Origin of the sequence: Peribacillus sp. NPDC094092, assembly GCF_050279365.1 — a bacterium.
Lineage (GTDB): Bacteria > Bacillota > Bacilli > Bacillales > DSM-1321 > Peribacillus.
In genome coordinates, this window is sequence record NZ_JBNNUC010000005.1 from 326,962 (window position 1) to 344,323 (window position 17,362).

At 40.7% G+C, this 17,362-nt stretch carries 19 protein-coding genes and 1 riboswitch; of the genes, 8 read left to right on the top strand and 11 right to left on the bottom strand.

Annotated elements, in window-relative coordinates:
• The first annotated feature begins 168 nt into the window (after nt 1–168).
• Entirely contained in the window at nt 169–465 is a 297-nt protein-coding gene (locus ACQKNS_RS22160) for a DUF3892 domain-containing protein (RefSeq protein ID WP_076372809.1), read from the top strand.
• A gap of 76 nt (nt 466–541) precedes the next feature.
• Here ACQKNS_RS22160 and ACQKNS_RS22165 read toward each other — a convergent pair whose 3' ends face one another.
• Together ACQKNS_RS22165 and ACQKNS_RS22170 are read right to left on the bottom strand one after the other, a co-directional pair.
• Nucleotides 542–1,366 (bottom strand): hypothetical protein, encoded by an 825-nt coding sequence (locus ACQKNS_RS22165; RefSeq protein ID WP_427645412.1) that lies wholly within the window; start codon nt 1,364–1,366, stop codon nt 542–544.
• A gap of 123 nt (nt 1,367–1,489) precedes the next feature.
• Complete coding sequence (locus tag ACQKNS_RS22170; protein WP_427645413.1) at nt 1,490–2,017, bottom strand: YbaK/EbsC family protein; 528 nt, start codon at nt 2,015–2,017, stop codon at nt 1,490–1,492.
• Between the two features lie 168 nt (nt 2,018–2,185).
• Nucleotides 2,186–2,230, top strand: a riboswitch (PreQ1 riboswitch).
• A 6-nt stretch (nt 2,231–2,236) separates the two neighbouring features.
• Here ACQKNS_RS22170 and ACQKNS_RS22175 point away from each other — a divergent pair.
• The 3 genes from ACQKNS_RS22175 to ACQKNS_RS22185 all read left to right on the top strand — a co-directional run bounded on the left by ACQKNS_RS22175 (nt 2,237) and on the right by ACQKNS_RS22185 (nt 5,247).
• Nucleotides 2,237–2,722, top strand: a complete 486-nt coding sequence (locus ACQKNS_RS22175) for a QueT transporter family protein (protein WP_076372803.1) — start codon at nt 2,237–2,239, stop codon at nt 2,720–2,722.
• A gap of 122 nt (nt 2,723–2,844) precedes the next feature.
• On the top strand, nt 2,845–3,501 hold the full coding sequence (locus tag ACQKNS_RS22180; RefSeq protein ID WP_427645414.1) for a TVP38/TMEM64 family protein: 657 nt from the start codon (nt 2,845–2,847) through the stop codon (nt 3,499–3,501).
• 114 nt (nt 3,502–3,615) lie between these two features.
• Nucleotides 3,616–5,247, top strand: a complete 1,632-nt coding sequence (locus tag ACQKNS_RS22185; protein ID WP_427645415.1) for a PAS domain S-box protein — start codon at nt 3,616–3,618, stop codon at nt 5,245–5,247.
• 53 nt (nt 5,248–5,300) lie between these two features.
• Here ACQKNS_RS22185 and ACQKNS_RS22190 read toward each other — a convergent pair whose 3' ends face one another.
• Nucleotides 5,301–6,803 (bottom strand): cadherin-like beta sandwich domain-containing protein, encoded by a 1,503-nt coding sequence (locus ACQKNS_RS22190; protein WP_427645416.1) that lies wholly within the window; start codon nt 6,801–6,803, stop codon nt 5,301–5,303.
• Between the two features lie 299 nt (nt 6,804–7,102).
• On the opposite strand from ACQKNS_RS22190, the gene ACQKNS_RS22195 reads away from it, so the two are divergent.
• Together ACQKNS_RS22195 and ACQKNS_RS22200 are read left to right on the top strand one after the other, a co-directional pair.
• Complete coding sequence (locus ACQKNS_RS22195; protein WP_427645417.1) at nt 7,103–8,737, top strand: copper resistance CopC/CopD family protein; 1,635 nt, start codon at nt 7,103–7,105, stop codon at nt 8,735–8,737.
• A gap of 16 nt (nt 8,738–8,753) precedes the next feature.
• A complete protein-coding gene (locus tag ACQKNS_RS22200; protein WP_427645418.1) occupies nt 8,754–9,416 on the top strand; it encodes a YcnI family protein in 663 nt (220 codons plus the stop codon).
• Nucleotides 9,417–9,462: 46 nt separating this feature from the next.
• On the opposite strand, the gene ACQKNS_RS22205 is transcribed toward ACQKNS_RS22200, so the two are convergent.
• From ACQKNS_RS22205 to ACQKNS_RS22225, 5 genes are all read right to left on the bottom strand, one after another.
• Nucleotides 9,463–10,458, bottom strand: a complete 996-nt coding sequence (locus ACQKNS_RS22205) for a S8 family peptidase (protein WP_427645419.1) — start codon at nt 10,456–10,458, stop codon at nt 9,463–9,465.
• Between the two features lie 318 nt (nt 10,459–10,776).
• Nucleotides 10,777–11,283 carry an SEC-C metal-binding domain-containing protein gene (locus tag ACQKNS_RS22210; protein ID WP_427645420.1) on the bottom strand — a complete coding sequence of 169 codons (507 nt, stop codon included), beginning with the start codon at nt 11,281–11,283 and terminating at the stop codon, nt 10,777–10,779.
• Nucleotides 11,284–11,477: 194 nt separating this feature from the next.
• Nucleotides 11,478–12,047, bottom strand: a complete 570-nt coding sequence (locus tag ACQKNS_RS22215; RefSeq protein ID WP_098370388.1) for a nitroreductase family protein — start codon at nt 12,045–12,047, stop codon at nt 11,478–11,480.
• 11 nt (nt 12,048–12,058) lie between these two features.
• Nucleotides 12,059–13,231, bottom strand: a complete 1,173-nt coding sequence (locus ACQKNS_RS22220) for a toxic anion resistance protein (protein ID WP_427645421.1) — start codon at nt 13,229–13,231, stop codon at nt 12,059–12,061.
• Nucleotides 13,228–13,884 carry a 5-bromo-4-chloroindolyl phosphate hydrolysis family protein gene (locus tag ACQKNS_RS22225; protein WP_427645423.1) on the bottom strand — a complete coding sequence of 219 codons (657 nt, stop codon included), beginning with the start codon at nt 13,882–13,884 and terminating at the stop codon, nt 13,228–13,230. Before ACQKNS_RS22225 ends, ACQKNS_RS22220 begins: the two co-directional genes overlap by 4 nt.
• Nucleotides 13,885–14,240: 356 nt before the next feature.
• Here ACQKNS_RS22225 and ACQKNS_RS22230 point away from each other — a divergent pair, with 356 nt between their 5' ends.
• A complete protein-coding gene (locus ACQKNS_RS22230) occupies nt 14,241–14,573 on the top strand; it encodes a hypothetical protein (protein WP_427645466.1) in 333 nt (110 codons plus the stop codon).
• Nucleotides 14,574–14,846: 273 nt separating this feature from the next.
• On the opposite strand, the gene ACQKNS_RS22235 is transcribed toward ACQKNS_RS22230, so the two are convergent.
• The 3 genes from ACQKNS_RS22235 to ACQKNS_RS22245 are packed head-to-tail and all read right to left on the bottom strand — an operon-like array spanning nt 14,847 to nt 16,794.
• Nucleotides 14,847–15,074 carry a hypothetical protein gene (locus ACQKNS_RS22235; protein ID WP_427645424.1) on the bottom strand — a complete coding sequence of 76 codons (228 nt, stop codon included), beginning with the start codon at nt 15,072–15,074 and terminating at the stop codon, nt 14,847–14,849.
• Between the two features lie 44 nt (nt 15,075–15,118).
• Nucleotides 15,119–16,396: an ammonium transporter gene (locus ACQKNS_RS22240; RefSeq protein ID WP_427645425.1), complete on the bottom strand. Its 1,278-nt coding sequence runs from the start codon at nt 16,394–16,396 to the stop codon at nt 15,119–15,121.
• Nucleotides 16,393–16,794, bottom strand: coding sequence for a hypothetical protein (locus ACQKNS_RS22245; RefSeq protein ID WP_427645426.1), 402 nt, complete (start codon nt 16,792–16,794; stop codon nt 16,393–16,395). The genes ACQKNS_RS22240 and ACQKNS_RS22245 overlap by 4 nt, the downstream gene beginning before the upstream one ends.
• Nucleotides 16,795–17,063: 269 nt before the next feature.
• On the opposite strand from ACQKNS_RS22245, the gene ACQKNS_RS22250 reads away from it, so the two are divergent.
• Nucleotides 17,064–17,267 (top strand): DUF1657 domain-containing protein, encoded by a 204-nt coding sequence (locus tag ACQKNS_RS22250; protein WP_057278507.1) that lies wholly within the window; start codon nt 17,064–17,066, stop codon nt 17,265–17,267.
• Nucleotides 17,268–17,362 lie beyond the last annotated feature (95 nt).

The window sequence follows — 17,362 nt, forward strand, 5'->3', positions numbered from 1 at the left end:
AGATGCAAATCCCATGCCACTGCAAAAAGGCAAATATCATAGCATTCACTTTAAAAAAATGCCGAAAAATCGGCCCGTTTGGTCGAATTAATGGCTCAAGTTGGACGAAATCCGGTTTGTATATTGCAGAAAAAATGGCTCACCCTATAAATAGGAGGTGTCTAAAACATGGACCAATTTGAAAAAGCCTATGAATCATATAAACAGCAGGGAACACCGCAAGCAAACCAAGCTGATTCAGCGGGAAAAGAAGAAATCATCGCTGTAAGGAAAAATGAAGAGGACAATATTATCGCCATCAAGACGAACTCCGGCCGCGAACTCGACTACCCCACAGCCCTTTCGGAAGCCAAAGCAGGCAACCTGGCCAATGTTGACGTCTTTCATAAATATGGACGTGACATATTGCGGAGTGAGCCCGATGGGATAAAAGAAAATAACCTGGATCAACTGCCGGAGTTTTGAGGGGGAAACTGCCTGATATGGGCAGTTTTTTCTATTTGGATGCACTAAAAAGGAACCAGCATGATTAGCCGGATCCTTATTTTTCATACTGATAAGATTCAGAGATTTCGAGCAGTCGGCCACAGGACTCGACAACCTCGATGATTTCCATCCATGACATGTCCAGACCCAATTCATTAGCATGGGAAATCTTATCCCGTAATTTCCGGATGGAATTCGCATCCTTCTTCCCTTTACTTTTCGAAGGGATTTGGAAGAAGCGCCTCAATTCTTTATCTTTATGTATGATATCGAATTTATCACTGATTTGCAGGCACTCTATGATATTTATATCCTCGTTTTTATCGATTCTCCTTCTATATAATTCGGTGGCCTTTTCAAAACGGTCTTCGCTGATCATTGGATACCAGCTGCCATCGCCAAATCTATCCTGGATGATATCACTCATCCTCATTTCCAATAACGTAATGTATCCGAATATCAGCATCCTGATCGGAGGCTTTTGAAGGTCGGCATGGGTAATCAACTTTTTAATTGAATTATTCTCTAATACGAATACCCTTGTTTTATTCTTGAAAATCTGGAGAAGCTGGATCAAAGGGGTTGAATCCGAAACCATTTCCCTTGGTGAAAAGTTTCTCAAATATTCAGAGATCCTTCCTTCACCGAGTTCTTCCCTTTCGATATACCCGATGATTTCCCCCTGATCTTGCACTGCCAATATATCAAAATTCTTTTTTTCCAATGCTTTCTGGATATCCACCGCCAGATCGTTTTTATGGCAAAACTCAAGTTCCTGGGCAATGCTCTTAACCGTTATATTCTCTTCATAAAGAGTTTTAAGACTAAGATAGCTGTTATTGCTTTTGCTTTTGCTTTTTCTTTTGCTTTCATTTAACATCTTTCAACCTCCGCTCAGGAACACTTTCTGCCCGATTTTCCGCTTAAAACATAGAAAATTGGGCCGCCACTAAAATAAAGTCCACAATAGTGGACTTCCATTCATGTGGATTTTTTGAAACCATCAAATGCCATCAATTGCATTGCCTATGCCTACTGCTGCTTCCTCGTTCCCCTTCTCTTCCCAACCTTTGCAAACATCCACCCAATCCTCAGCGCCTGAATATTCGAACAACTCAGCGAGCTTAAGTTCTATTGCAGAGTTCGCACTGCCGCATGCCGGGAACAATGACTCAAAGCGTTTCAGCGATACATCAAGAAAAACAGCTAGATCATTTGCCAGACCAAACGGGCAAACGCCTCCGATAGCATGGCTGGTCTGTGCAAGGACTTCTTCAGGTGAAAGCATTCGTGCCTTGAAACCGAACGTCTGACGAAATTTCTTATTATCCACTTTCGCGTCCCCAGCAGCAACAACCAAAATGGCTTTTTCACCTTCCCCCTTAAAGGAAAGAGTCTTAGCAATCCGCGCTGGAATAACACCGATGGTTTCCGCTGCTTCAATCACCGTAGCACTCGATGTTTCGAACTCCATTACATCGCCTTCCCGATCCCATTTTTTAAAATGGCTTTTGACACTCTCGATCGACATTCCATATTCACTCCTTTGAAGTACATATTGAAATAATATCATCCTTCATTGCAATAAATCAAAATCCAATCGAGCTACTTCCGCGGCTTGGAAATATAAATAAAAACCATTCTTTACAAATTGACGAAATAAGCTTACATGGGATACTATTAAACATCGGGCAAACGCCTAAACGTGGTTCGTAACCATCCCACGATAAAAAACTAGGGAGAGAGTAAAATGAATGTTCGTACGCTCGTGATAAGCGGGTTATTGGCTGCCTTGTATGTGGCGGTCTCATTGGTGTTCCAACCAATATCATTTCAGATGTTCCAATTTCGTGTACCGGAAATACTGAATCATCTGATTGTATTCAATAAAAAGTATATCTACGGTATCGTCGGTGGAGTCTTCATATCGAATCTGCTCTTTTCGCCGATGGTGCCATATGACTTGATTTTCGGGGTAGGGCAATCTCTGCTCGCCTTATTGCTTGTCATTTTTGTTTCTCGGTTCATAAAAGGCATTAAAGGACGGATGATCGCTACGATTATCTTTTTCACGTTCACAATGTTTTTAATTGCAATTGAACTGAACCTTGCCCTGGGTTTCCCTTTCTGGTTAAGCTGGATGACCACGGCTGTCGGTGAATTCGTTGTCCTCTTGATTGGAGCGCCAATCATTTATGGAATGAACAAAAGAATTCAGTTTGAAAAGTGGCTTTAATGGAATCTTCGCGCCGCAAACCCACTATAATGGAAAAGAGCTGTCTGCATGATGCGGCAGCTCTTTTTTTTCACCAATGAACTCGAAAATGATAAACTACTAGTAAGAATGGTGGTGGCCCTTTGAAAAAAGTCCTGACCATAATCGGTCTATTGGTAATCGCAATATTTATTTTTTCTAATGCAGAGTTATTCACTTTGGTTTGGAAAAGTGATCTGGATTCTGTTATTGGCATTTTGAAGGAAAACCTTTTGCTTACATTTATTGTGACATTCGTATTGATGTTTGTACAAAATTCTTTTACAATCATTCCCTTAATTTTGCTCCTGACTATCAATGTCACGATATTCGGATTCGTATATGGATATCTATGGAGTTGGTTTACAAGCGTTGTTGCCTCAGGTTTCATTTTTTATGCAGCAAGAAACTGGTTTCAGGAGCTTCTCTTAAATAAGATTGGAGAAAAATGGCAAGAAACTGTTGTGGAGCATGGCTTCATGTACGTTTTTACAGGCAGGATTTTCCCTCTGATTCCAACAAGCTTAATTAACTTGGTAGCTGGAGTCAGCACCGTCACTTTCAAGGATTTTTTATTAGCGACGGCACTTGGCAACCTTATATACTTTTTCTTCCTTTCGCTCATTCCATATGGACTGCTATCTGTTGAAATGAACCAATATACATTAGCAGCACTCGCACTCATCTTCTTACTATTTTTCATTATCTATAAGCGTGCAAAAAAGAAAAAGAAACAAACCTTCTTCAGAAAAAACAGGTGACCACTTTGGCCCCTGTTTTTTTATTTAGGATTCTGCATATATTTTTTTTCGATAGTTTGTTAAAATGTGTATGTAATTTTACCTTAGAATGTCTTAAAATCAGGGAGAATCTCCATGTCCAAACGCTCCATCTTAGCAATCTATATCCTATCCGGGATTCTTACACTAGTCGTGTTCGACTATTTTTTAACTACAAATATCCAAAACAAAGAGGTCTTCATTCAACTTCAAAGAGCGGAAGGATTTGTTTTCCTTTTATCAATAGGCTTGGTTTTATATCTTTATTTAGCGAAAAGGGAAGAATTCAAGCAATTAAAAGAAGCGGAACAACGTCGGCGTACACTCATCAATTCAATGGTGGATTTCGTTAACTTCAAGGATGGTGATGGCCGATGGCTTGAATCCAATACCTTCGGCCTGCAATTATTTCAATTGGAGCATGTGGACTATAAAGGAAAAAGAGACAGTGAGCTCGCAGAATACTCCGAATTTTATAAAGAGTCGTTGATTTACTGTGAAGTGTCCGATGAGGAAACGTGGGTAAAAGGGGAAATTACAAGGTGTGAGGAAATCGTCCCTCTACCCGATGGCAATCACAAGACCTTTGATACGATCAAAGTCCCCCTGTTCAATGAGGATGGTTCACGAAAAGGCTTAGTCGTCATCGGCAGGGATATTTCTGAAAGAGTCGTCGCGGAGAATCAATTATTCGATAGTGAACAACGCTATAAATCATTGTTTGAACACAACCCTTATCCGATGCTGATGCTTGATTTAAATGGAATGATCACGACCGTTAATCCTCGATTTGAAACGGTAACAGGCTTTCAACAGGAAGAAATACATGGAGCCTCATTCATCAATTTGGACTTCTCAGCAGAAGACGCGGAGTTGATCCGTACATCTTGCCAATATGTCATCGAAAACCAAAAGGGGATAAAGAAAGGGAGAGATATAGAATTCCTGACGAAATACGGGAAGCCCATCTTACTTTCCTGTACGTTTGTCCCGATGATGGTTGGAGAGGATTTAGTCGGAATCATTACTTATGCTAAAGAAGTCACTCAAATTCGGGAAACCGAAGCACGCTTAAGAAGAACTGAAAAATTATCGATAGTCGGCGAACTTGCAGCAAGTGTGGCCCATGAGGTACGAAACCCTCTGACTTCTTTAAAAGGTTTCGTCCAGCTGCTTAAAAAGAGCGACCATCCCTATGAACAATACTACACGATCATGTTAAGTGAATTGGACCGGATCAATCTTATTGTAAGCGAGTTACTCGTTCTGGCAAAACCACAGGAACTTCCATTCAGCAAACATCAAATCATCGACCTGATGAATGATGTCAAAACCTTGTTGAAACCAGAGGCGGACTCGTACCCCACCCAAATATCAATATCTGTTAAAAACGAAATACCGCTTCTATTATGTGAGGGAAACCAACTGAAACAAGTATTCATAAACATGCTCAAGAATTCAATGGAGGCATCCGCCGATCACATTTGGATTGATTTCGAACGCATCGACAATAACCTTTCCATTACCATCAAAGATAATGGGAGCGGCATTGAAAAAAACCGGATAAAGCATCTTGGCGAGCCTTTCTATTCTTCTAAAGAAAAAGGAACCGGATTAGGACTGACAGTCAGTTGCCGAATCATTGAGGCGCATCGGGGAAAGGTGCACTTTAACAGCGAACTAAATCATGGAACCGAGGTCCAAATCATTTTGCCCATAAAAATATAAATCCGAGGACAAGCCTACACCTTGTCCTTTTTTTGCTGGATTCGGAACCATCCCTATTTAATCAGGGAGGTGAAGAAATCCTTTATATTCCCAAAGAATGACTCGGTCTCAACAGGTTGTTTGCGATAAACCTGGCCTCCGGTATTATTATTGGATGCACTGCTCTCCGACTTGCCGGCTGTACTCATTTGCGTTGCCCCAACTCCCACCTTTTTTGTTTTGACGTCATCCACGGTTTCTTCCTCATCCATTTCCACATCCATATCCTTTTCGAAAACAAGGACGTAAGTACGGCGCTCCCCATCCTTTGAAACGGTAACGGAAATGGCCGTTTTTGCTTTATCCTTGATCTTCACTTTTTTACTGCTCTCACCGTCATATTCAATCATTGCTCCGCTTGCATTTGTCGTTGCATTCATTTCGACTGAAGAAATATCATTATCGACCTCGATATGATAGGTATGCTCATTAGAATTAAAAGATTTGTTCCATACTCCTGATGATACAGTCAGGTTGTTCAATACTGGTGCATTATTTTCCTCATCACCTAAGGAATCTGCTGGCGCTACCTTCTCCATAGAATCCGTTTTCGCTTTTTGTGTCGAAACGCTTCCAAGTTGCTGTGTTTTCGTTATTTGGCTGACACCACTGTTTGGTTTTAGATTATCGGTGGATTCCGTTGGTGTTACAGATGATGATTTATTCCCCTTAGCCGTGGATTCCATTGGAGTTATAGATGATGATTTATTCCCCTTAGCCGTGGAAGGTTGAGTTTTACTCTTTCCTGTTGTGGGCTCCTGTTGAACTTCTCCCGCTTTAGGTGCAGTTTTCGATTCTTCTTTTTCCTCGGCTGCCGCCCGTGTAATCGTAAGCGTATAGGTTTTTTCATCTCCATTTTCTGCTGTAACGATAATCTTCACCGTTGTCTTACCTATTGGAAGGGTAACCTTTACACCTGCATCGCTTGCATCCATTCCATTCACCTTTGCAATTGCGGTACCGTCACTTAATGTCGGAGTGACTGTAATGGACTGGACTTCATTTTCAACAGAAGCATGATAAGCTGTCACTTTAGAATCGAATGTTAATGAGCCTTTTGATAATCCAATCGATGTTAAAAGGTTATCATCACTTTCAAGTTTTTCGACCTTGAGCGTATAGGCAACCATTTCATTTTCCCCATCTCTGACGGTGATTTCAAATGTATTCATGCCAGTTTGAAGCGGTATGTCCTTTGCCTTCCCCTCTGTCATTTTGACACCATTCACGTATATGGCTGCATTCTCGTTAGTACTTGCTGCAAGCAAGTTGATCTTTTCCACATCATTCCCCACTGCCGAACTATAGTCGAGTACATCTTCTGAAAATTTTTGATCAAGTGCCATACCCTCTATTTCCAGCCTTGAAAGACTATTTACCGTTTGTTCCTCTCTTTGAATGACGGAAGGGCCTTCCGCAGCCCCTGCCACCGGCATATAAGTGGATGTTCCCATCCCCACAAGGGAACCAACCAAAATCACCTTCACACTTTTTTCTTTTAATCCCTTCTTTAGCAAAGCCTATCCCTCCTATGATTCTGCAAACATGATAGGCTCAGGTTATCAAAGGAACCTTAATTATTTCTTAATGGAGTTTATGGCAACGGGATACCTAATAATGTTTTGCGAAGCGGAGTTCCAAACCAATATTTATGGCTATAATGGAGGTAGGAAGGCAAATCTAAACTTATTGTTATCACTTTTCTTGCCAACCTTTCAAACTGCCTTTAGATAACTATTTTATTTTCACTGTTTTTTCACATTTTCCTTTTATAATGAGCTTACATGATCTGATGAAAGGATGATGGCACACCAAGATGAAAAAATATTTATGGCTGGTAGTCAGCCTCTTCAGTTTGCTTTTATACCCGGCAATGGCTTTTGGTCATGCTACGGTAATAAGCTCTAATCCAAGCCCTAATGAAACGATGGATACCCTCCCTGAAAAGATAAGCATTCAATTCAGCGAGAATATTCAACCATCTTTCCATTCGCTTGAGGTATTCAGCCAAGATGGGGACAAAATTCAAATTCAAGACAGTACAATCTCGGAAAAAAGTGAAAAAATACTGGAAGCTAAGTGGAAGGGCACTATCGACGAAGGGATTTATTACGTTAAATGGAGGGTGGTTTCAAGTGATGGGCATCCCATTGAAGGAACAATTCCCTTTCAATTCGGGGATTCAGCGGGCCTTTCAGACCAAGAAAATCCCGAAGTGAATGCAAGTTTTCCGAATTCCATCAATGTTATCCTTCAAAGTCTTCAATACATATGCTTCGCTGCACTTACTGGAATCCTTTTTTTCAGGCTTTCGTTAATGAAAGATTCCCGACTTTTTGAAGCAAGCAGAAGAACACGTCTATACCTTTGGGTTTCATATGCCGGTTTAGCATTTTCCATCTTCTTCAATCTGCCTTTAAAGGTTACGATTGACGCTGGTGTAGGTTGGACAGAAGCATTTAAATTGAGTTATATAAAAGAAGTATTGAATGCTACAAACTTTGGAACGGTCTTTATCATTGAAGTTCTACTATTGCTGCTTCTATTTTTAGTGATTTATTTCATGCTCGAGAACTCCCTGAATAAATCATTGCCTTTCTTTTCTTTCATCATAATGGCCAGCTTGATGATTTGTAAGGCTTTAACTGGACATACAGCAGCTGTTCCTAATCAGGTTCTGGCCGTGTTGATGGATTTCCTTCATTTGGTGTCCATGGCATTATGGCTCGGCGGCCTTATGGCCTTATTGGTGATTTTACCTGGGCTAGCTGATCGGCAGTCAGTCCAAGAAGATAAGAAAACATTTTACTGGTCAATCATTCAAAGGTTTTCCCGATGGGCATTTCTGTTTGTAATCATACTGATTGTTAGCGGGATATATAGCAGTATACAGCATGTTCCTACTGTCCATTCATTGTTCAACACAACATATGGACAATTGTTACTGGCAAAAGTCGGTCTCATGTTAGTCATGATCGTTTTAGGCGGCTTCCATTTTCTCAGAGGGAAAAAGCAAACGAAAAAACTGGGTTATAGTGTGGGAATGGAGTTTGGTATAGGGATCGTCATCCTTCTCGTTGCAGCTCTATTGACAAATGTCCAAACTGCCATGTCTTCTCCCGGGCCCATTGAAAAGACGTTCCGGACTGAAGAAAACAATGAGGTTACTTTAATGTTGACCCCCAATGAAGTCGGGGATAACGTGATTCAAGTAAGTATTTCCAATGATGGCAAGCCCATTGCTGAAATTGAGCAGCTTACAATCACTATGCAGCCATTAGATACGCCACGCGGTGAAATAAAACTGCAAATGAAGGAGAAAAACACAGGTACATTTACATCAAAGTCTTTATTAACCATGCCAGGAAAGTGGAATATCCATGTTCATGGATTAACCGAAACCCTGGATTCAATTAATGCTGATTTTATAATTTTCATAGGGAATTCATAACAGGAGGTTTAGACTAATGAAAAATATTTCAAAGCTACTTATTTTCACATTTGCCGCATTATTCATTTTTTCCGGTTCAGCATATGCTCACGTTACTGTCAAGCCTAGTTCATCTGCACCTGAGGCGTGGGAAACTTATACACTCAAAGTACCTGTAGAAAAAGAAACTGCCACTACAAAGGTATCTTTAAAAGTACCCGAAGGGGTTACTTTTGAAAGCTATCAGCCTGTACCGGGTTGGAAAGTAACAACAGAAGGTGACAAAGATGGGCATGTAAAAACAGTGACTTGGGCAGCAACGGATGAAGGAATAGCTGCCGGACAATTCCAGCAATTCTCTTTTGTGGCACAAAACCCTAAAAAAGAAACGAAAGTTGCCTGGGATGCATTTCAATATTACGAAGATGGTGAAATTGTTGAATGGAGCGGTGATGAAGGCTCAGACCTACCGCATTCTGTAACGGAGATTACGGTTGCGCCAAAGGCTGATGCAGAACCTGCGGACCATGGTCACAAAGATGAAGCTGACACGAATGATTCCACGGTAACTGACAATTCAAAGGATTCAGCAGCAACGGAAGGTGATGGCAATCAAACGCTGATCATCACTCTGGCTGTCATTTCACTAATTCTGTCCATTGTAGCGCTTTTTGCTGCTCTAAGGAAAACTAAAAAATAATCATTATGGAAGGTGCCCCAAAAATTATTGAGGCACCTTTTATTCTCTATTCCATGACCACCGATTTACTCGGTAATTTAAGGTTTTCTGATTCTATGGTAATCTTAATCGATTTTTCAGCTCTTTGGTCAGCTATCGTTAAGTTAAGCAATCCATTTCCCTGTGCTTTTTTGCTTATTCCCAAATCTTCCGTACTTTTTACCAGCTGTGCATATAATTCCGCTTCAGTTAAATTGCGGTCAAATTCCTTTTCAGAAATCACTTTCAAGAGGGCTGCTGCACCGCTCACATGAGGCGTAGCCATGGACGTTCCGCTTAACCTGGCATATTTATTTCCTGGATACGTAGAAAGAATATCGACACCTGGCGCCACCAAGTCTATTTCATCATTTGTATTCGAAAAATCCGCTAAATTTCTGCTTAAATCCACAGCTCCGACTTCCACTACCTCGGGATATGCCCCCGGATAATCCAATTCATCCGTTTCATGACGGCCATCACCGCTATTTCCAGCTGCGCAAACAACAAGGATATCGTTCTGAAGGGCTTTTTGAATGAGTTTGTGTTCAGCCTCATCCGGAGGACCTCCAAGTGAAAGCGAAATAACCGAAACCTTTTCTTCATTAGGTCCCCGCCAATTGATTGCATATTCTAGAGCTCCATTAATCCAATCTATATCACCTTGCCCTTGACCATTTAGCGCCTTTAACGCTAATATGCTCGCTTTCGGAGCCACTCCCACTACACCAGCATTATTGACGGCAGCGACGATCGTACCGCTAACATGTGTCCCATGTCCATTATCATCTTGGTAATCCCCAGTATTGGTAAAATCCTTCCCACCAATGATTCTTTCCTTGAGGTCTGGATGTCCCTTGTCAATGCCTGTATCGATGACGGCAACTACCACGCCCTCACCATAATTGCTTTTCTCCCAAATTTCCGGGGCCTTCACAAGCTCGACACCCTCAGGAATCTTCTCTTTCACCGTTTCCATTACTTCAAGAACTTTGTAAGGTATTAATCTTTTTTCTCTTGTCATTTGATTACCCCTTCCTTCGTTCATAAGTTAAACTGCCATCAGTGTGGGGATATTCATCCCGTCTGGTTGCCGTCTACCGTTGAAAGAGATGAGATCAAAAAAACCTTCTCTCTTATATATACCAGATTTACGAAAATAAAAAAGAAGTTTTTGGAAAATTCCGTCTAAATTACTACTTTTTATTTCTTTTTGTGTAATTATCTGGTACCCTTATTATAGAACAAACGTTCGTTGAATGCCATATTTTTTTATTCATTACTCAATTTTTTCCCAAATAAAAAAGAAGCGACCCCGAATCAGGTCAGCTTCCATGAGATGTTAAGCTGCGCCGCAGCATTTTTTGTATTTTTTCCCGCTTCCACATGGGCATGGTTCATTCCTGCCAATGACCGGTTCTGTATGAACATGCGGCATTTTAGCTGCCTTCGCACTTTCCATGATGATTTGCGTGCCTTTTTCCTTCATTTGCTGATACCGCTGTTTAAATAACTCCATTACCTCTTTACTGTATTTTAACGTATCTTCCGCAATATCCATCGCCTTTTGCTTGGAAATATTATAATCCTCCAGGACAAATTGGTTGTCCCCGAAAGAAACCCTTACTCCAAAATGCTGTCCTGCCTGTTTATTGCCTTTAAGCTCCTCAACGAATTCAAGGTATACTTCCTGGCAATCACAAGTCTGGTGCATGCAATAATAATCATAAATCCAATACGTTTTATCTTCGTACTTACTCTTTAAAGCAATTCCATCCTCCATGCCGAAAACATCCAAATATTTTATCGCTTTTCCATCAAGTATCTCAAATGGATCAATCGTTCTCATCTATAGACACATCCTAATTCATCAAAATTTATTCATACTATGTATTGTACAACCTAATTCATCAATCGTCACTTGAAATGAAGCCTGACAAATCCCATTCCCTTTCATAAAAAACCAGAATTTCAGGAAGCCTATTGAAGGCAAAAAAAAGCTGCATCAGTATGTATACACTGATGCAGCTTCCCCTCAACCCTTCATCCGATCCATGTGGTCAATTCATCAATCGGTGTTTTCTTGGCAGGTTTTGGCTCCATATCGGGATAACCCAAGTATATGAAAGCCAATACTTCACCTTTTGAGGATAAATTGAAAAATTCACGGACCTTTTCATGATAAGTTATTTTTCCCGTTCTCCATACTGCTCCCAGCCCTAGGGAATGTGCTGCAAGAAGCATGTTTTGAATGGCACTGTTCACTGCCGCATATTCTTCTGCCACGAGGACATTATTCTTATCACTAGGCTCTATGCCCACTGCGATGATGACTGGAGCCCTTAATGGATTCTTTTTTTGCCTTTCGAGCTTGCTGATTAAACTTTCAGGGGTATCATCAGCATTTTCAATTCTTGTGATTTCTTCAAATACCTCTCCAAGTTTATTTCTTCCTTCTCCTGTCAATACAAAAAAGCGCCAAGGCTCCGTTCGATGGTGATTAGGGGCATATGTTCCAGCTTCAATGATTTGCTCGATCATTTCCTTAGGTACCGGATCTTGCTTGACGATTCCAATGCTTCTTCTCGTTTTTATAGCCTCGATAGTTTCCATGTTATCTCCCCTTATCCCTTTATCTCTAATAGTTTCTGTTTCAGTTCATTTTCCATTGAAGCCAATTCCTGTTCAGCTTGTCGGCGTTTATGCCTTCCTTCTTCTTGAATCCGCATGGTTTCCTCAAGCGTGGAAATCAAGTTAGCCTGAGTATTCTTTAATGTTTCGATATCGACAAGTCCGCGTTCATTTTCCTTTGCCGTTTCAATGGTATTCGTTTTCAGCATCTCAGAGTTCTTCAATAACAAGTCATTTGTAGTCTTGGAAACCTGCTTTTGTGCTTCTACAGCATGCCTTTGCCTGATTAAGGTCAGTGCAATCGCAACCTGGTTTTTCCAAAGGGGGATGGCTGTCATGATCGAAGATTGTATTTTCTCGACTAGTGCCTGATTCGTGTTTTGGATCAGCCTGATTTGCGGTGCGCTTTGAATCGTGATTTCACGACTCAATTTCAAATCATGAAGCCTTTTATCCAACCGTTCAGCAAATTGGAGCATATCATTGACTTCCTGGAACTTCATTTGATCATTGCTTGATTCAGCGGACTTCCTTAACTCCGGAATCGTTTTCCCATGGATTTCTTCGAGTTTGATTTCTCCGGCTGCAATATAGACATTCAATGCCTGGAAGTAATCCTTATTCGTTTCATATAGCTTTTCAAGGATTACAATATCCGATAGCAGGATATTCTTGCTCCGATCGAGTTTCACACTGATTCGATCAATTTGGGCACCAGTTTTTTGATATTTGGATAGCACTTCCTGTACAGATCCCGAGAGCTTCCCGAACATACGAGCAAAGAAAGAGGGCTTATCCGGTTTTAGCTCATCCGGGCTCAGCTCGTTTAACTTTTTCATTAAATCACTGATAATGTTGCCAACTTCACCCACATCTTTTTTCTGGACATGCTCGAGCATGGAATTAGAAAAGGTCAGAAGCTTTGATTGGGCGGGTGTACCATAGGATATCATCGCCTGATGATTCGTTGGGTCGATTTGTTCTGCAAGCTGATATGCCTTTGCCCTGTTCTCTTCCGGAATGACATCAATCAGTTTAATCGGTTTCGCTTCCTGGGAAGATACTTTCTCCAGCTCCTGCATCCCATCAAATGGATTGGCTAAAAGATCATCGATCAAACTGGCATTATTCGTTTTATTCAACAGGTTTGGATCATTGTTATTCATTTTAACCTCCTGCTTTCATCAATTACTTTTGACTCTTTTCTAGTTTTAATGGATTGCTTAGCAACATCCAATTCGAAGTTAAGGTGATCAATATCATCGGCAATCACTTTATATAAATCCTTTTCTATCGAATTTGTTAGTTCCTTTAAAGTTTTGCGAGTCTCTGTTAAGGAAAGTTCGAGTTCCCTATTCTTTTTTGGCTGCTGTGCTAAAAAAACATATTTCTCCGCAAGCTCCATCGCGGAATCCAGATGTGAGTAATAAAATTGTTCCGCCTGGTAAAATCGCTTCGGTTCTTTCTTTGTCAGACTATATATTTTTCTGATCATTTTAATCATATCCTTCCTCTGTTTAAAAGAAGAGATATGCCTGACCGAGATTAATGCTTTTTGAACCCGCCATATCTTCGATTTTGCTTCAATTAAATTTTTCTTTATATATTGATATTCTTTTCTCGTCAATTCATGTTTTTTAAGGTATCTTGATGAAAAATATACAGAACTTAGCCAGTATGCAAGCACCCCTCCTGCTAAAGAAATGACAACGGATAGGGCAAACGGTTGATCCAATGCAAAATAGCTAATCATCCAAACCGGCAAAACCATTGGAAATGCAATCAATATCGGAACAAAATCAGCAAGAAATCGATTCATAATCATTACACTCCTGACTTACACTCTTTTCTATATATACGGATTATCCCATGGATTGGTTTCAAGATGGATTAAAAGAATTTCTCCTATCCTAAACGATATAGGAACCGGATGGTTTCTGCAAATTTATTGAAATTTTTTCTGTAAATTTACTCTTCCACCCACTCATCTGGGCTAACGCCTAGTCACTTCACCAGAACTTACATAAGTTATAACGTATCCATCCTGATTTTAAAAAAGGAGAGTTGACCATGAATTCATACGGATTTTATCCTTATCCACAACAAAATGGAAATCACCAGTACTTTGAACCCAATTATAACCCATATTTCCAACAGCCTGAACGATTTGATTACATGCCACAGCAAGATTGGAACCTTCAGCAGGTACAAGAAAATCCATATAGCCAGGTGCCCGACCAATACGATGTTGAAAGGCAGCCTCAACAACTTGAAAGACGAGTCCGGGAACTTGAACGTCAAAACGAGCGTCAATCAAGAGAACTCACTCGGCTGAACCAAGAAATTACAAGGATAAATCGAGAAGTGAACCGTATAAACCAAGAAATAACCAGACTGAGTCAAAATGATCAACGTCAAACGAATAGGCTGAATCGATTAAATCAAAGACTTCGTGCCGTTGAACGAAGCCTTAACATCCCCTTCACCGCAACAGATGATGGCTTTTAAAGAAATAGCCGGAGCTCCTTATGGGCTCCGGCTTTTTTATTTTCTCCATTCTTTTATTGAAGGCTCTGTTAGCCAGTGCATGAGGTTTAATCAAACGATTGATTAAATTAATATGATTACAATCAAGTAGTTACAACTACGGAAGCGCTGAAAAAAGTAAATAGGAGTCCTCCACATTCCCGCGGAAACCTTTAAATCATTTCAACAAAATATCCCATAATGAAGAAAACAAAAAAAGAACGGGAGTATACTCGCACTCTCGTTCTTTCTCGTTTACAGCATCATTCGTTTCAACTTTTCGTTTCTGGATTCCTGTTCCCCCCGGGAAGACAAGTCATACTTCTTCAATAGATGAAAAAGTTCATTCAATGTTTCTTGCGAATTCCCTTTTTCAAGATATCGATCTAATGTTTGACCCAATTCGGTTGGTAAAAATGCTTTTTGACTCTCAAACTTCAGCCTGACATCTTGTTGCGAATGATTAAGATTGCATGCACCCATTTATAATTCACCTCTTACTTGATTCTACCATTGTATTATGGACATTACCTTGTCAATTCTTCATCTTGCTTATAGTAGTCCTCTACCTTGATGAACTCAGGCGAGGTATGCGTGGCCATGATGCCATGATAACTGATATCCAACCCAAGTTCTTCTTCTTCTTCAGTGGATCTTATAGGCAGCCAAACATTTATGACTTTAAAAACGAGCCATGTCACTGAAAAGCCCCAGATGCATAATACCACTAATCCTACCGATTGAACTCCGAGCAAATGCCATCCACCACCTGCAAACAATCCGTTTTCAGTGGAAAAAAGCCCTACTGCTATCGTACCCCACATTCCTGATGCCGCATGAACGGGAAAGGCACCAACCGGATCATCGATTTTTCGGGCTTCCAACCAGTTTGTCGCAGTTAACATCAACATTCCAGAAACAGCTCCAATCAGTAATGCTGCCAGATCACTAACGAATGCACATCCAGCAGTAATCCCGACAAGACCCGCAAGTGAGCCATTTATGACGGAAGGTGCATCCGACCGTCCATATCTAAATAGTGTATAGATCAATGTCACCGCTCCCCCTGATGCTGCTGAGAGCATCGTGACAATGGCAATATGTCCAATGCGTATATCTGTAGCCTGCAAGGTACTTCCTGCATTAAACCCAAACCAGCCAAACCATAAAAGGAATGCTCCGACAGATGCCAGTGGAAGGTTACTCGGCAGCGAAATGGAGCTAGTTCCCCGTGAGGTGAATTTACCTGCTCTCGGACCGATAACAATGGCAGCGGCAAGTGCAGAAAAACCGCCTAATGCATGTATGACCGCAGACCCTGCGAAGTCCTGCATACCCAACCCGCTTAACCAGCCACCCCCCCATACCCAGTGACCGGCAATCGGATAGATGAATGCCGTCATCATTACGACAAAAATAAGATACGCCCTAAAATTAATCCTTTCCGCAACCGCTCCCGAAACTATGGAAATAACGGCGATGACGAATGCGCCTTGAAATAACCAAAATGCATCCATGGAAATCGTAAGGTCGATGTGCGACAAATCACCTTTCAACAGAAAGCCACTTGTCCCAATGGTTCCAAATACATCCGTTCCATACATTAAGCCAAAACCAACGACGAAATAGCAAAGCGTTCCGATCGTAATATCGGCAAAAACCTTCATGATGATATTCACATTATTCTTCGTACGGACGAACCCCGCCTCCAATAAAGCAAACCCGCCCTCCATTAATAGAATCATGGCTGCTGTCAGAACCACCCAAACCGTATCCAATCCCGCGCTAACCGTTTCTAGAGTCATCTTGGCGTTCCCTCCGCTTTCTGCCAGTCCATTATTTCTTTCATGATGTCTGATGGTAAATTCATTTCCCGTATTTCCGTTTCAACTTCAGCTTCAAGTAAACCGATCACCTGATTTAGAAGAGCAACCTTCTGTTTTATCATCTCAATTTTTTTATATCTATCTTTAACATTCGCCAAATGCTCAACGGCCTGGTGATGACTTGGGGCACGCCCTGTAAAAAAGCGTTTAAATGGTGATAGGGATTGATACCAAGCTTCTTCAGCTCTTCGTTTTTGCTCATATTTATGTATTTTACCTTTGATCGCTTCAATTTCCGACTCCTGTTTGCTTTTATAAAATAGCAGGCCTTTTAACAATTCTTCAGATGAAATTTCAAAAGCAACTCTACCATACAAATCATCCCGAATATAAATGTCATATCACCTCACGTAATCATGTTATGTTTTCTGTAATTATATTAAGAATTCTGAATTCAGTCAATAATTAAACAATAAAACGATTTGCGTAACAAATAGGTGGAGAATAATATTAACTGCGCTTCTGCCTGTTCCTGTTCCATTAATCAAACGTTTGATTAATGTAAATCCTAGAGAAATTTGGAAGGTATAGATCTTCATTTTTTCCTTACTCTAATAAGGCAGTTACTAACTAGGGAGGTTCATACATGACAGTAATAAACGATGTCAAGACAACTATTGCAGGGCTGAAAAGTGCTCAAGCGAGCTTTGAAACCTTCGCCCTTTCCACAGATAATGAGCAAGCCAAACAACTATACCAACAAGCTGCCCAACAAACACAAACGATCGTGGACAGCATCACGCCTCGCATTGAAGAGATTCAAAACGAGGAACCTCAATATAAACAATAATCATTCATATAAAAAAGGTTGGTTAAAGCAACCAGCCTTTTTTATATCTTAATTCCATAAGCAGAATGAAGCCTTTCATTCTTTTTCCTGTCATA